The following is a 14,254-nucleotide window of genomic DNA, read 5'->3' as shown; positions in this document are numbered from 1 at the left end:
CGGAGGGCGCTACCCTCAAGGATCGTGCTGGTCCTGGCTTTCGATACCGCGACAGCCGCGGTCACCGTCGCGCTGAGCGAGTGGGCCCCGGGCGAGACGCCGCGCCTCCGGGCCGAGTCCAAGGTCGTCGACCGCCGCAGGCACGCCGAGGTTCTCGCACCCGCGATCGGCACCGTGCTCGGCGACGCGCGGGTGAGCCGCGAGGAGCTGTCCGCCATCGCCGTCGGCGTCGGCCCCGGCCCGTACACCGGCCTGCGGGTCGGCCTGGTCACCGCGCGCTCGCTCGGCGCCGTCCTGCAGATCCCGGTGCACGGCGTCTGCACGCTCGACGCGCTCGCCTGGGAGTCCAAGCGCACCGACCCGTTCGTGGTGGCCACCGACGCGCGCCGCAAAGAGGTCTACTGGGCGCGGTACGACTCGGCGACCGTCCGCACCGACGGTCCGTCGGTCGGCAAGCCCGCCGACGCCGCGGTCCCGGGGCTGCCCGCGCTGGGCGAGGGCGCGCTGCTCTACCCGGACGTGCTCAAGGGCGAGACCCCGGCGCTGCCGTCGGCCGCCGCGATCGCCGAGCTCGTCGTCTCGCGGCTGTCCGGGGGCGAAGGTCCCGATCTCCTGCCGCCCGAGCCGCTCTACCTGCGCAAGCCCGACGCGCGTGAGCCCGGGCCCCGCAAGCGGGTGACGCCGGGATGAAGGTCCGCGAGCTGACCCTCGACGATCTGCCGGCGGTGCTGGAGCTCGAACACCTGCTGTTCACCGACGAGGCCTGGTCCGAGAAGACCTACCGCGGCGAGCTGGTCGATCGCAGCGGCACCCGCCACTACGTCGCCGTGGACGACGGCGGCGTGCTCGCGGGCTGGGCCGGCCTGTCCGCCGTGGGCGGGCAGGGCGACGTGCTGACCATCGGCGTGCGCCCGGAGCTGCAGGGCCGGGGCATCGGGTCGGCGTTGCTGACCGCGCTGCTGGAGGAGGCGGCCGTACGCGGCTGCGCGGAGATCTTCCTCGACGTGCGCGCCGACAACGACCGGGCGCGCCGGCTCTACGAGCGCTTCGGCTTCACCGCCGTCGGGATCCGCAAGCGCTACTACCAGCCCTCCGGGGTGGACGCGATCGTGATGGTGAAACAGTCGCGGCCGGCCGGCGCGCCGGCGCGGCAGGGGGTGGGGACGTGAAGGACCAGCCGTTGGTGCTGGGCATCGAGACGTCGTGTGACGAGACGGGCGTGGGCGTGGTCCGGGGCCACACGCTCCTCGCCGACGCGATCGCCTCCAGCGTCGATGAGCACGCCAGGTTCGGCGGGGTGGTGCCCGAGGTGGCCTCCCGCGCCCACCTGGAGGCGATGACGCCGACCGTGGACCGCGCGCTGAGGGAGGCCGGTGTGACGCTCGCGGACGTCGACGCGATCGCGGTAACCGCCGGCCCCGGTCTCGCCGGCGCCCTGCTCGTCGGCGTCGCGGCCGCCAAGGCGTACTCCCTGGGCCTGGGCAAGCCGCTGTACGGCGTCAACCACCTCGCCGCGCACGTGGCCGTCGACCAGCTCGAACACGGCGCGCTGCCCAAGCCCTGCGTGGCCCTGCTGGTGTCCGGCGGGCACTCCTCGCTCCTGCTCGTGCCCGACGTGGCCTCCGACGTACGCCCGCTGGGCGCGACGGTCGACGACGCCGCCGGTGAGGCGTTCGACAAGGTGGCGCGGGTGCTCGACCTCGGCTTCCCCGGCGGCCCGCACATCGACCGCGCGGCGCGCGAGGGCGACCCGGGGTCGATCGCCTTTCCGCGCGGCAAGTACGAGGACGGCACCTACGACTTCTCCTTCTCGGGGCTGAAGACCGCGGTGGCCCGCTGGGTCGAGTCGCGTGAGCGGGCCGGTGACCCGGTGCCGGTGGCCGACGTCGCGGCGGCGTTCCAGGAGGCGGTGGTCGACGTGCTGACCAAGAAGGCCATCGCCGCCTGCAAGGACAACGACGTCTCCCACCTGCTCATCGGCGGGGGCGTCGCGGCCAACTCACGGCTGCGGGCGCTGGCCCAGGAGCGCTGTGAGGCGGCCGGCATCCGGCTGCGCGTGCCGCGGCCGAAGCTGTGCACCGACAACGGCGCGATGGTCGCGGCACTCGGCGCCGAGCTCGTCGGCGCGGGCCTGGCCCCGTCGTCCCTCGACCTCCCCGCCGACTCGTCCCTGCCGATCACCGACGTGCTGGTCTGAGCCGCCGGAACCGCCGTCAGAACCGCGCGGCCGGAGCGCCGAGTTCGATCAGCGCCCGTTCGAGGAACTCCTCCAGCAGCGGGATGTCGCCCGGGGAGATCGGCCGCAGCGACTGCTCGGGCAGCAGGTCGAGCACGCTGCGCAGGTCCCAGTAGGGGTTGTGCCGGTAGCCGCCGGAGACCTGGTCGAACGAGCCCAGGAACCGGTCGGCGACCTCGACCCCGTAGCGGAGCGCGAGGTTCCATCGCATGTGGGCGACGTCGACGGCGGCCGGGCCGTGGGAGGCACTGGACCAGTCGACGACGCCGGTGAGCCGCCCGTACGCCCAGAGGGTGTTGTCGGGCAGGTAGTCGCGGTGGATGAAGTGCGGTGTGGCGCCCGGGCACGGGCCGGCCGCGATGTCGAACGCCCGCTCCCACAGCGCCGGGTGCCGCGCGTTGATCGGTGCGAGGCGTACGTCGAGGTGGTTGTACGGGCGGTAGGGCGGCATCGTGGAGGCGCCCCCGACCGCGTGCACCGACAGCAGGCCGGCGGCGAGCTGGATGAGGTATTCGGGGAGTTCTTCGCGCGCCGGTCGGGGCGGATGGCCGAGCAGCCGCGTGATCAGCAGCGTCGGCGTCTCGCAGTGGGCTCCGGAGGGGTCGGCGGCCACGAGCGACGGCGTCGGGATCTCACAGCCCGCCAGGAGCGTCAGCGCGGCGATTTCGCGCTCGGGCGAGAACTCGATGTCGATGTCCGGCCAGGACGCGGAGGCCCAGCGGCGCAGCACGAGCCGGTGCACGGTGCCGGAGCGGCTCTCCGCGAGCAGCGCGTGGTTGATGTGGGACAGGCCGCCGACGAGCGGCCGGACCATCTTCACCTCGCTGCCCGGCCCCAGGCATTCCTCGACCCAGCGCAGCGTGGCAGCGCTCAGCGGCTCTGAGAATCTGGGGAAGGTCACGGGTCCCATCCAAACGGATTCCGAACCGTATCGGGAGTGATTTTATCAATCCAAGGTGAAGTAAACGGCATGTCATTGCGGCACAACGATCTTCTTGGGCCTGCTATTAACCCAGAAAGTCGCGCAAATGCCCATGGGGGTAGCGTTCCGCGCAAAGGGCGACGAAAAGGCCGCTCCGGGACAAGGCCGGAGCGGCCGTCGCCGTCACTCCTTGGTCTCCCGGCGCGGGCGGAAGAGCGCCTCGGCCAGCGCGAGCATGGTCTCCTCGAGCGTGATGAGCCGTTTCATGAGGTCCTCGTGGACGGAGATCATGCGCTGCGTCATGTCGTGCTGGACCCCGTCGACCTTCTTGCTCACGTCCTCGTGCACACCGCCGACCTGCCGCAGCAGGTCCTCCCGGAGGATCTCCATGTGCTTCGTGAGGTCGGAGCGCGACGACTCGACGATCTTCGACAGGGTCTCCTCGGCCTCGTCGCGGTCGGGCCGTGCCCGCAGCTCGTCGACGAGCGGGTCGATCGCCTCGGCGAGGCGTTTCTCCAGCGCGTCGAAGCGGTCGGTCGGGTCGATGAACGGCCGGTCGCCGATGGCGGCGAGCTTGCGGTGCAACTCGCCGATCTCCAGCGTGACCGGCAGCTGGCCGATGCGCTGGTTGACCCCGTCGACGCGGTCGTCGACCCCTTCGATCTTGGCCTCGAGCCCCTGGAAGTGGCCCTCGATGCCCTTGATCTTGCCGGACAGGCCCTCGACGCGGCCGTCGATGCCGTCGAGGCGCCCGCCGACGCCCTCGACCCTGCCGTTCACCGCGTCGAGCCCCTGCTCGACGCGCTCGGCCATGTCGCCGAGCGACTGGTCGACCTTGCCGGCCACGGCGTTGATCTGGTGCTCGAGCTTCTCGGAGCGGTGTCCGAGGTCGGCGAGGGTCTTGTCGAGCCGGTTGAAGCGTACGGACGCGGCCTCCATCGTGCCCGCCAGCCGGTCGAGGCGCTTGGTGAGGTCGTCCATCTGCTGCGCGGCCCGCAGCGTCGCGTCGGTGATGCTCTTGCTCGAGTCGAGGACGTTCTGGATGCGGGAGAGGCCCTCGTCGACGTTCTCCGCGATGACGCCGACGTCGGCCCACAGCGAGGGCAGCTCGGCGACCGGCTTGACCTTCTCGCCGACGGACTCGATGTGCTCGGCCAGCCCCTCGGCCCACTCCGGAGGCTTGCCGTACAGCTCGTCGACCTGGCCGCGGACCGAGTCGAGCTGGGTCGTCAGGCCGCTGAGCTCGCGCTCGCGCACCTCGCGGAGCAGCCACTCGATGCCTTCGAGCCGCTGATGGATCTCGTCGAGGACCTGACCTGTCGAGCGTTGCTCGTAAACATGATCTTGAGCAGCGCGGGCCAGCAATTCCCGCATTCGGTCCGAGACCGGTTGACCTCCTGTCTGCAGGAAGTTGTGATTGGTGTCCACCCGGGGAGCTCCTTCGTTTTGCCGGGTCGCCGGCCTGCGCGCGGAAATGGCAGTGGCGTGCGTCGCGAAGGGTCACTCTAATGAGCCGACCATGGTCATCGAGCGTAAGCAAAGAAATTCAGGGAAAAGAGATCATTATCCCGGAGTAGCGGAATGCCGTTTTAGTCGCGGCGGTGACGGCCTTCGTAAGGCGCGGGCATCGCGTGAGCGTTCGTCCCGGCCGCGCCCGAGGAGCCGCGTCCGAGGAGCCGGTCCAGTTCGCCACGGCCGAGGAAGACGCCGCGGCACGCGCCGCACTCCCGCAGGGAGACGCCGGCGCGGTGAAAACCGAGCATGGCGACGCCGCACTTGGGACATTGCAGCACGGCGTCGGTCATCGTCGTTCCCCATTTCCCCCGTGCGCCCGGCCGGGCGCTCCTCCTGTCGCGCCCCCGCGGCGCGGATTGCGGCCGCTGCCAAGAGTAGTCAACCCAATACGGCAATAGTCGCAGTGTTTGCCTTAGGGTGGCGTGTCTTCTGCCGTGACCTGGTGTCGGCGGGCTTCGCAGATGAGTGCCGTTGGTGTTTCGCCGACCCGGGTGAGAACCACGACCCACTCCCGCGACCCGGACGGCCGCAGGTCACGCCGGAGGCGTTCGATGTCGACGGCGAATCCGCGCTTCTTGATCGTCAGGGTGCCGGCGTCGCGTCGCCGCAGCTCCGCCCGCAGGCGTTTGACCGAGAAGGGCAGGACGTCGTGGATCTCGTACGCGCGGGCGAACGGCGTGGGGCGCAGTGTGTCGGAGGTGACGTAAGCGATGCGCGGGTCGGCGAGCGCCCCGCCGAGCGTGGCGGCGACCTCTCCGACGAGATGGGCGCGTATGACCGCTCCGTCCGGTTCGTAGAGGTAGCGCCGCCACGGTGCGACGGGCGGCGGCCCGAGGGCCGGGTCGGCCGTCATCGTGGCCGGCTCCGCGCCCTCCCTGAGCACGGTCGCCCGGCGCAGCGTCGTGCCCCGCCGGGCCCCGGACAGGCCGCCGAGCCACAGAGCCGCCTCCTTGACCTCGCCGCCGTCGGAGATCCACTCGGCCTCGGCGCCCTCCGGCACCGCGTCGTGCGGGATGCCCGGCGCCACCTTCACGCAGCCGGCCGGCGCCGTACGGGCGAGGCCGAGCACGGTGGTCAGCGGCGGTTCGTACGCCTCCGGGTCGAACACCCGCCCACGCGACGTACGCCGCCCGGGGTCGGCGAAGACGGCGGCGTGCCGCGCGGGGTCCTGGGCGACCGCGTCACCCGCGCGTACGGACGCGGAGCCCTCCAGCCCGAAGGCCGCCACGTTCGCGCGGGCGACGGCGGCGGTCAGCGGGTCCAGGTCGACGCCCAGGCCGTGGCAGCCGGCCCGTCCGCGTGCGACCAGGTCGCCGCCGATGCCGCAGCCGAGGTCGAGCACGCTGCCGGCGCCTTCCAGGTGGGCGGCGAAGCGCCGGGCCCGGTGCCGCGCGACGCTCGCCCGCGTCGCCTGCTCCAGGCCGGCCGGCGTGAAGTACATGCGGTCGGCGTCGGCGCCGAACTTGGCGCGCGCCCGCTGCCGCAGGCGTACCTGGGTCAGCGCGGCCCCGACCAGCTCAGGGGGATGGCGGGCGCGCAGCCGCGAGGCCGTCGCCAGCAGCGCCCCCTCGCTCACGTCGGCCGCGCCCGTCTCGCCGAGCAGGGCCTGGCCGCCGGGGGTCAGCAGGCCTTCGAAAGCGGCGATGTCCACCCGACGAAGGTAGCGACGCCCGGTCGCCGTACGACACCGGCCGCGGGCGCCGGAGAGTCACACGATGCGCTGGACGTGTCATCGGGGCAGGTCACGGGCGGCGGACTCCGTAGGTGCGGGCCCGTGTTGACGGGTACCCGAGCACGGCATAATCTCCATGACTGGCACTCTCATCAGTAGAGTGCCAATCAAGCGACAGGCTGGTCTGGCACCCGCGACGGCAGGCCACCGTGGTCGCGTCTCCATCATGCGGCTGGCCGCTTCGGTCGGCCGAGGATACGCAATCGAAGGGGAAGGTCAGATCGTGTCGACCGCCACCAAGGTTGTTCTCAAGCCGCTCGAGGACCGCATCGTCGTCCAGCCCCTCGAGGCCGAGCAGACAACTGCGTCAGGTCTGGTTATTCCGGACACCGCCAAGGAGAAGCCGCAGGAGGGCACCGTCCTCGCCGTGGGCCCGGGCCGCTTCGACGACAAGGGCGAGAAGCGCGTGCCGCTCGACGTCAACGTCGGGGATGTCGTGCTCTACAGCAAGTACGGCGGCACCGAGGTCAAGTACAACAACGAGGACTACCTCGTGCTGTCCGCTCGCGACGTGCTCGCCGTCGTCGAGAAGTAACAACTGAAGACAGATGCACCGCCCCGGTCGGCCCCTGCGGGCGGCCGGGGCTGTGTGCTTCTAGCGCATATCTGACGTACATCCCTTACTTGGAGCTTCTCTCATGCCGAAGATCCTGGACTTCGACGAGGACGCGCGGCGCTCGCTGGAGCGCGGTGTCAACGCCCTCGCCGACGCCGTGAAGGTGACGATCGGCCCGCGTGGCCGCAACGTCGTCATCGACAAGAAGTGGGGCGCCCCCACGATCACCAACGACGGTGTGACCATCGCACGCGAGGTCGACCTGGAGGACCCGTTCGAGAACCTCGGGGCCCAGCTCGCCAAGGAGGTCGCCACCAAGACCAACGACATCGCGGGTGACGGCACCACCACCGCGACGGTCCTGGCCCAGGCCATGGTCCACGAGGGCCTGCGCAACGTCGCCGCCGGCGCCTCGCCGATCGGCCTCAAGCGCGGCATCGACGCCGCCGCCGCGTACGTCTCCGACGAGCTGCTCAAGTCGGCCCGCGAGGTCGACGACAAGGAGTCGATCGCGCACGTCGCCACCATCTCCGCCCAGGACGCCAAGATCGGTGAGCTGATCGCCGAGGCGTTCGACAAGGTGGGCAAGGACGGCGTCATCACGGTCGAGGAGGCCCACACGATGGGCCTGGAGCTGGAGTTCACCGAGGGGCTCCAGTTCGACAAGGGGTACCTGTCGCCGTACATGGTGACCGACCCCGAGCGCATGGAGGCGGTCCTCGAGGACGCCTACATCCTCATCCACGACGGCAAGATCTCCAACGTCAACGACTTCCTGCCCCTGGCGGAGAAGGTCGCCCAGACGCGTAAGCCGCTGCTGGTCGTCGCCGAGGACGTCGAGGGCGAGGCCCTGGCGCTCCTGGTGCAGAACAAGATCCGCGGCACCTTCGTCAGCGTCGCCGTCAAGGCCCCCGGCTTCGGCGACCGCCGCAAGGCCATGCTCGAGGACATCGCCGTGCTCACCGGCGGCCAGGTCATCACCGAGGCCGTCGGCCTCAAGCTGGACGGCGTCGAGCTCGACATGCTCGGCACGGCCCGCCGCGTCACGGTGAAGAAGGACGCCACCACGATCGTCGACGGCGCGGGCGAGGCCTCCGCCATCGAGGACCGGGTCCGCCAGATCCGCCAGGAGATCGAGAACAGCGACTCCGACTGGGACCGCGAGAAGCTCCAGGAGCGGCTCGCCAAGCTCGCCGGCGGTGTGAGCGTGCTGCGCGTCGGCGCGGCCACCGAGGTGGAGCTGAAGGAGAAGAAGCACCGTCTCGAGGACGCCATCTCCGCGACCCGCGCGGCCATCGAGGAGGGCATCGTCTCCGGCGGCGGCAGCGCGCTGGTGCACGTCGCCAAGGGCGGCTTCGACGCGCTCGGCCTGTCGGGCGACGAGGCCACGGGCGCGGAGTCCGTACGCAAGGCGCTCGTCGAGCCGCTGCGCTGGATCGCCGAGAACGGCGGCAACGAGGGCTACGTCGTCGTCTCCAAGGTCCAGGCGCTGTCGGCCGGGCACGGCTTCAACGCCGCCACCGGCGAGTTCGGCGACCTGATCGCGCAGGGCGTCATCGACCCGGTGAAGGTGACCCGTTCGGCGGTCACCAACGCCGCGTCGATCGCGGGCATGCTCCTCACCACCGAGGCGCTGGTCGCGGACAAGCCGGAGGAAGAGCCCGACGCCGCGGCCGGAGGTCACGGCCACGGCCACGGTCACTGATACCGGCCGGTCTTTTCCGGGCCCTCGCCGCACCGTGCGGCGAGGGCCTTTCTTTGTCTTCGGCGGCCCCGCGTAGGCTGGACTTGCGAGGGATGCCAATAATTTCCCGAAAGCCTGCTGCTCTCGGAATGTGTGTTGCAAATGACGCACAACGCTGACAGTGAGCTTGTGTGCGGCTACAATGAGTGAGAAATGGCCGCTCGATCGTGCACTGTGACCATTCCGTTGTCATCAACGAGGCAGACAGGCGCGATCTCGATGGGCATCATGCTCTCGTGACCGAGGGAGCAATCGCCGGGGCCACGTATCGGGGTGCTGCCGACGATCTACGGTTGAGCCGTCCGGCCAAAGGGGATGAAAGCGATCTCCGCGACTTGACGAATCTCGCCGTACAGGGAGACCCGGCGGCGGTCGAGTCTCTGATCGGGCGTGTGCGCCCGATGATCGTCCGTTACTGCCGTGCGCGACTCGGCCGGGTGTCCGGGCAATACCACATCGCCGATGACGTGGCGCAGGAGGTGTGCATCGCCGTGCTCGGGGCCCTGCCCCGTTACCGTGACATGGGCCGGCCATTCGCCTCCTTCGTCTTCGGCATCGCCTCACACAAGATCGCCGACGCGTTGCGCAGCGCCATCCGTGCGGCCGTGCCGACCGAGGACCTGCCCGACGGGCCCGACGAGGGTCCGGGGCCGGAGGAGACGGTCGTGCGCTACATCGAGGCCGAGCGCGCTCGCGACCTGCTCGACCGCTTGCCGGAACACCAGCGCGAACTGGTTCTTCTGCGGGTGGTGGCCGGTCTCTCCGCGGAGGAGACCGGTAATGTACTCGGTATGTCAGCGGGGGCCGTACGCGTCGCGCAACACCGGGCCATCGCCCGGCTTCGAGCGATGGCAAGTGAGGAGTCGATCGCTTGACACGTGGTCGTGCCACCACCCCCGATCCGTTCGACATCAGTGCCGTGAGCAGCAGCGACGAGCTCTTCGACGCGCTCTCCACCCGCCGCCTCGCCGACGTCCGCCGCTCCTCCTCCGACGATCCGGCGGCCGCCCTGCTGGCGGCGCTGGTCGCCGACGTCGACGCGGGTGCTCCGCCGCTGCCCGCCCCGCCGTCCCGCGTGCCGTGCGGCCTCCAGGGGCAGTACCGCCGGGGCGTCCGCGTGTTCGTGACCTTCGGTGTGGCCGCGATGGTGCTGACGTCGGCCGGTGCCGCCGCCGCGGGCGGGGGCAAGGATCTCGGCGCGATGGGCGGCACCCACGGATCGGCCGGAGTCAACGGCGCGGAACGTTCCAACGAGAACGCCCAGCGCCACGACCCGGTGGCCGACACGAACACCATGCTGACCGGTCGCCGCATGCCGACGCGGCGCCCGCCGGACAAGCGCCCGCGCGCCGTACCGCCGGAGGACTCCGCGCCCCGCGCCGCCGATGATCCGCGGCCGCCGTGGACTCACTGGGGCCACCGGCCGTCGCGCGGCACCACGCGATCGCCGGTCGACGGCCATGGTCACCACCCGTCGAGCCATACGGACGCGCACCCCTCGAACGACGGCTGGCACAGGTCGCCGTACCGGCCGGAGCGCACCTCCACCCCCTGAGGCCTGTCCGCCTCCGGAGGCTGATTGTGGTCACCAACGGTCGTTGAGTGACCACCGAAGATATGGTGACCCCGTGACGGGCCAGAATCACGGACAAAGCGGCCCACCGCCCCCGCGGGGACGGCCGCCGCAGGGCGGGCACGGGCAGTGGCATCAGACGCCTCTCACGCCTCAGCACGCGACGCCGTCTCGGACCGGACCGTCGGCGGCTCAGCGTCCGGGGCGACCGGGCACGGCGGACCGCCCTCGGTTCCCGCTGCTGCGGCTTCGCGGACATGGCTTCTGGGGGACCGTCGGCCGGGTGCTCCTGTTGATCGTCCTGTCGCCGTTCTTCGCGTTCTACGGCGTGTACTGGCTCGTCACCTTCCTGCTGACCCCGGTGTTGTTCGCGCTGCACCTGGTGGTCTGGCCGCTGGCGTGCCTGTGGGCGGGCGTCTGTCACCTGTGCGGTGCCAGGCGGGACACGAGATCGCGGATCTTCCGCCCGACGCTGCCGGCCTTCCCCGCGATCTGGCGTCTGAGCTACTGGTTCACGCTGCGCAGAGCCATCTCGGCCTTCTTTCTGAAGATCTTGGACGGGATCGGCTGAGGATCGCCGCAACGCCGTGGCCGGCGTCGGCCTGCTCATTGGTGTGACGGACCCGGCACCCACCACTTGCGCCGCGCAGTAGCGTGGGTTTGTGCACGATGACGCCCCGCTCGATCCTTTCGCGGATGATCCGGAAGACCCGGCCGCCGCGCTCGGCGACCTGGATGACGAGGTCGAGCCGCTGAGCATGACGGAGCGTGAGGACGTGCTCGCGGATCTGTCCGACCTCGAGGTCTTCCGCGCGCTCCTGGAGCCGTTGGGCATCAAGGGCCTGACGGTCGACTGCACCGACTGCGGCAAGCCTCATCACATCGACTGGGACCTGCTGTACGGCAACCTGCGGCACCTGCTCGACCAAGGGCTGGCCCGGGTGCACGAACCGGCCATCGCCGCCGAGCCGAGCGACTACGTCAGCTGGGAGTACGCCCGTGGCTACGTCGACGGCGTGATCGACAGCGAAGAGGGCCAGTCCGGCTAGGGATCAGGGCTCACAGGGGTGCTCCCGGTTGTCCACAGCCCCACCCAACGGGCCTTGTCAGCAACCCCCTCGCTCTAGGATGTAACCAGGATCCGCTGACCTGGCCCGATATCGCACCCCATCGGATGATGCCAATGACTTCCGCGCCCGAGCCCGCAAAGTTCGCCCCGCAGGGCTTCACCTACGACGACGTGTTGCTCGTGCCCTCCTATTCCGATCTCGCGCCGGGTGAGGCCGACACGTCGACACGCCTGTCCCGCTCGGTGACCCTGCGCATCCCGCTGGTCTCCGCGGCGATGGACACCGTCACCGAGGCCCGGATGGCCGTGGCGATGGCCCGTCAGGGCGGCCTCGGCGTGCTGCACCGCAACCTGCCGATCGAAGAACAGGCGCTCCAGGTCGACCTGGTCAAGCGGTCCGAGGCGGGCATGGTCACCGACCCGGTGACGTGCTCGCCCGGTGACACGCTCGCCGACGTCGAGCGCCTGTGCGCCCACTACCGCATCTCCGGTGTGCCGGTGACCGACGAGGAAGGCGTCCTGGTCGGCATCGTGACCAACCGCGACATGCGGTTCGAGACCGACACCTCCCGTCCCGTGCGTGAGGTCATGACGCCGATGCCGCTGGTCACGGCCCCGGTCGGCGTGTCCCGTGAGGACGCGTTCGCCCTCCTGCGAAAGAACAAGGTGGAGAAGCTCCCGCTGGTCGACAAGGGCGACCGGCTGCGCGGGCTGATCACCGTCAAGGACTTCACCAAGAGCGAGCAGTACCCCGACGCCACCAAAGACTCCGCCGGCCGGCTGATCGTCGGCGCCGGGGTGGGCGTGGGCGAGGAGGCCGAGCTGCGCGCCCGCGCGCTGGTCGACGCCGGGGCCGACGTCATCGTCGTGGACACCGCCCACGGTCATTCGCGCGGCATGCTCGACATGGTCGCCAAGCTCAAGGCCAACACCCGCGCGGACATCATCGCGGGCAACATCGCGACCCGCGCGGGCGCCCAGGCGCTGGTCGACGCGGGCGCCGACGCGGTCAAGGTCGGGGTCGGCCCCGGCTCGATCTGTACGACGCGGGTGGTGGCCGGGGTCGGCGCGCCGCAGGTGACCGCGATCTACGAGGCCGCGCTGGCCTGCCGTCCCGCCGGGGTGCCGGTGATCGGCGACGGCGGCCTGCAGTACTCGGGCGACATCGCCAAGGCCATCGCGGCCGGGGCCGACTCGGTGATGCTGGGTTCGCTGCTCGCGGGCTGCGAGGAGAGCCCCGGTGAGCTGATCTTCATCAACGGCAAGCAGTACAAGACCTACCGGGGCATGGGCTCGCTCGGCGCGATGAAAAACCGCGAGCGCGGCGGCTCCTACAGCAAGGACCGCTACTCCCAGGAGACGGTCGAGGGCGAGGACAAGCTCATCCCCGAGGGCATCGAGGGCCAGGTGCCCTACCGCGGGCCGATCGCGGCCGTCGCCCACCAGCTCGTCGGTGGCCTGCGCCAGGCGATGTGGTACACCGGCTCCCGCACGATCAGGGACCTGAAGGAAAAGTCCGTACTCATGCCGATCACCGGGGCGGGTCTGCGGGAGAGCCACCCGCACGACATCCAGATGACGGTCGAGGCGCCCAACTACCAGGTCCGCTGAAGGATTAGGGCCTGTCTCAAAGTCCCCGTCCGTAGCGAGCGGCGCCTGGGCGCCGCGCAGTAGGACAGCGGGGCTTTGAGACAGGCCCTGGGCCGTGGCCACAGGGTGGTCGCGGCCGAGCCATGGAAAGGGACATCAGATGGCTGAGGTTGAGATCGGGCGGGGGAAGAGCGGCCGCAGGGCGTACGAGCTCGATGAGATCGGAATCGTCCCCTCGCGCCGCACGCGCGACCCCGAAGAGGTCAGCGTGGCCTGGCAGATCGACGCGTACCGGTTCGAGATGCCGCTGGTCGTCGCCCCGATGGACAGCGTCGTCAGCCCCGAGATCGCGATCGCGATCGGACGCCTCGGCGGGCTGGGCGTGCTCGACCTCGAAGGGCTGTGGACCCGCTATGAGAACCCCGAGTCGCTGCTCGCCGAGATCACCTCGCTGGAGGACGGCACCGCGACCAAGCGGCTTCAGGAGCTGTACGCCGAGCCGATCAAAGAAGAGCTGATCGGGCAGCGCATCAAGGAGATCCGCGACGCGGGCGTCACCGTGGCGGCCCGGCTGTCGCCGCAGCGCACCGCGCAGTACCACAAGGCGGTCATCGACGCCGGGGTCGACCTGTTCGTCATCCGCGGCACGACGGTCAGCGCGGAGCACGTCTCGGGCCGTGCGGAGCCGCTCAACCTCAAGCAGTTCATCTACGACCTCGACGTGCCGGTCATCGTCGGCGGCTGCGCCACCTACACCGCCGCGCTGCACCTGATGCGCACCGGCGCGGCGGGCGTGCTCGTCGGGTTCGGCGGAGGGTCGGGCCACACGACCCGCACGGTGCTCGGCGTCGCGGTGCCGATGGCCACGGCGATCTCCGACGTCGCCGCCGCCCGGCGCGACTACCTCGACGAGTCGGGTGGGCGCTACGTCCACGTGATCGCCGACGGCGGCATGCGGCAGTCCGGCGACATCGCCAAGGCCCTCGCGGTCGGCGCCGACGCGGTGATGATCGGCTCGCCGTTCGCGCGGGCCGCCGAGGCGCCGGGGCACGGCTACCACTGGGGCAGTGAGGCACACCACGAGGAGCTGCCGCGCGGGACCCGGCTCGACGTGGGTTCGATCGGCACGCTGCAGCAGATCCTCTACGGTCCCTCGAACGTCGCCGACGGTTCGATGAACCTCATCGGCGCGCTACGTCGTGCGATGGCCACGTCCGGGTACTCCGACCTGAAGGAGTTCCAGCGTGTGCAGGTCGTGGTCGCACCGCACTGAACGCCTGCTTTGTCGCTGAAGTGACGCCGTCATAGCGTGGTGCA

15 protein-coding genes are annotated in these 14,254 nt (G+C 70.5%); 11 read left to right on the top strand and 4 right to left on the bottom strand.

The window, feature by feature from the left end; genetic code table 11:
• The first annotated feature begins 24 nt into the window (after positions 1–24).
• Genes tsaB through tsaD form a run of 3 tightly spaced genes read left to right on the top strand, consistent with a single transcriptional unit; the run spans position 25 to position 2,197 of the window.
• On the top strand, positions 25–690 hold the full coding sequence (gene tsaB / locus ABEA10_RS02005) for a tRNA (adenosine(37)-N6)-threonylcarbamoyltransferase complex dimerization subunit type 1 TsaB (RefSeq protein WP_345456537.1): 666 nt from the start codon (positions 25–27) through the stop codon (positions 688–690).
• Complete coding sequence (gene rimI / locus ABEA10_RS02000) at positions 687–1,169, top strand: ribosomal protein S18-alanine N-acetyltransferase (protein ID WP_345456534.1); 483 nt, start codon at positions 687–689, stop codon at positions 1,167–1,169. Before tsaB ends, rimI begins: the two co-directional genes overlap by 4 nt.
• Positions 1,166–2,197 (top strand): tRNA (adenosine(37)-N6)-threonylcarbamoyltransferase complex transferase subunit TsaD, encoded by a 1,032-nt coding sequence (gene tsaD, locus ABEA10_RS01995; RefSeq protein WP_345456532.1) that lies wholly within the window; start codon positions 1,166–1,168, stop codon positions 2,195–2,197. The genes rimI and tsaD overlap by 4 nt, the downstream gene beginning before the upstream one ends.
• Before the next feature lie 16 nt (positions 2,198–2,213).
• Here tsaD and ABEA10_RS01990 read toward each other — a convergent pair whose 3' ends face one another.
• From ABEA10_RS01990 to ABEA10_RS01975, 4 genes are all read right to left on the bottom strand, one after another.
• Complete coding sequence (locus ABEA10_RS01990) at positions 2,214–3,137, bottom strand: phosphotransferase family protein (RefSeq protein WP_345456530.1); 924 nt, start codon at positions 3,135–3,137, stop codon at positions 2,214–2,216.
• Between the two features lie 204 nt (positions 3,138–3,341).
• A complete protein-coding gene (locus ABEA10_RS01985) occupies positions 3,342–4,532 on the bottom strand; it encodes a hypothetical protein (protein WP_425550861.1) in 1,191 nt (396 codons plus the stop codon).
• A gap of 215 nt (positions 4,533–4,747) precedes the next feature.
• On the bottom strand, positions 4,748–4,963 hold the full coding sequence (locus ABEA10_RS01980) for a TFIIB-type zinc ribbon-containing protein (RefSeq protein WP_345456526.1): 216 nt from the start codon (positions 4,961–4,963) through the stop codon (positions 4,748–4,750).
• A gap of 122 nt (positions 4,964–5,085) precedes the next feature.
• Positions 5,086–6,324 carry a class I SAM-dependent methyltransferase gene (locus ABEA10_RS01975; protein WP_345456523.1) on the bottom strand — a complete coding sequence of 413 codons (1,239 nt, stop codon included), beginning with the start codon at positions 6,322–6,324 and terminating at the stop codon, positions 5,086–5,088.
• Between the two features lie 304 nt (positions 6,325–6,628).
• On the opposite strand from ABEA10_RS01975, the gene groES reads away from it, so the two are divergent.
• From groES to ABEA10_RS01935, 8 genes are all read left to right on the top strand, one after another.
• Positions 6,629–6,940 carry a co-chaperone GroES gene (gene groES, locus ABEA10_RS01970; RefSeq protein WP_425550860.1) on the top strand — a complete coding sequence of 104 codons (312 nt, stop codon included), beginning with the start codon at positions 6,629–6,631 and terminating at the stop codon, positions 6,938–6,940.
• A gap of 103 nt (positions 6,941–7,043) precedes the next feature.
• Positions 7,044–8,666, top strand: a complete 1,623-nt coding sequence (groL, locus tag ABEA10_RS01965) for a chaperonin GroEL (protein ID WP_329250796.1) — start codon at positions 7,044–7,046, stop codon at positions 8,664–8,666.
• A 275-nt stretch (positions 8,667–8,941) separates the two neighbouring features.
• Entirely contained in the window at positions 8,942–9,580 is a 639-nt protein-coding gene (locus ABEA10_RS01960) for a sigma-70 family RNA polymerase sigma factor (RefSeq protein WP_425550851.1), read from the top strand.
• Positions 9,577–10,260, top strand: coding sequence for a hypothetical protein (locus tag ABEA10_RS01955; RefSeq protein ID WP_345456516.1), 684 nt, complete (start codon positions 9,577–9,579; stop codon positions 10,258–10,260). Before ABEA10_RS01960 ends, ABEA10_RS01955 begins: the two co-directional genes overlap by 4 nt.
• A 301-nt stretch (positions 10,261–10,561) precedes the next feature.
• Positions 10,562–10,849: a hypothetical protein gene (locus tag ABEA10_RS01950; protein ID WP_345456513.1), complete on the top strand. Its 288-nt coding sequence runs from the start codon at positions 10,562–10,564 to the stop codon at positions 10,847–10,849.
• Between the two features lie 91 nt (positions 10,850–10,940).
• A complete protein-coding gene (locus ABEA10_RS01945) occupies positions 10,941–11,327 on the top strand; it encodes a DUF5319 domain-containing protein (RefSeq protein ID WP_329250804.1) in 387 nt (128 codons plus the stop codon).
• Between the two features lie 134 nt (positions 11,328–11,461).
• Positions 11,462–12,958 carry an IMP dehydrogenase gene (gene guaB, locus ABEA10_RS01940; protein ID WP_329250807.1) on the top strand — a complete coding sequence of 499 codons (1,497 nt, stop codon included), beginning with the start codon at positions 11,462–11,464 and terminating at the stop codon, positions 12,956–12,958.
• 139 nt (positions 12,959–13,097) lie between these two features.
• Complete coding sequence (locus tag ABEA10_RS01935) at positions 13,098–14,210, top strand: GuaB3 family IMP dehydrogenase-related protein (protein WP_345456507.1); 1,113 nt, start codon at positions 13,098–13,100, stop codon at positions 14,208–14,210.
• Positions 14,211–14,254 lie beyond the last annotated feature (44 nt).

The sequence above is a fragment of the Actinoallomurus oryzae genome, assembly GCF_039541955.1.
In the GTDB taxonomy this organism is placed as follows: Bacteria; Actinomycetota; Actinomycetes; order Streptosporangiales; family Streptosporangiaceae; genus Actinoallomurus; species Actinoallomurus oryzae.
The sequence above is the reverse complement of the archived record's forward strand: the minus strand, read 5'-3'. Positions and strand labels throughout refer to the sequence as shown.

Excerpts from the sequence above, each read along its gene's own strand:
- groL (WP_329250796.1), top strand. The coding sequence starts at position 7,044 with ATGCCGAAGATCCTGGACTTCGACGAGGACGCGCGGCGCTCGCTGGAG.
- ABEA10_RS01980 (WP_345456526.1), bottom strand. The coding sequence starts at position 4,963 with ATGACCGACGCCGTGCTGCAATGTCCCAAGTGCGGCGTCGCCATGCTC.
- ABEA10_RS01935 (WP_345456507.1), top strand. The coding sequence starts at position 13,098 with ATGGCTGAGGTTGAGATCGGGCGGGGGAAGAGCGGCCGCAGGGCGTAC.
- guaB (WP_329250807.1), top strand. The coding sequence starts at position 11,462 with ATGACTTCCGCGCCCGAGCCCGCAAAGTTCGCCCCGCAGGGCTTCACC.
- rimI (WP_345456534.1), top strand. The coding sequence starts at position 687 with ATGAAGGTCCGCGAGCTGACCCTCGACGATCTGCCGGCGGTGCTGGAG.
- ABEA10_RS01985 (WP_425550861.1), bottom strand. The coding sequence starts at position 4,532 with ATGCGGGAATTGCTGGCCCGCGCTGCTCAAGATCATGTTTACGAGCAA.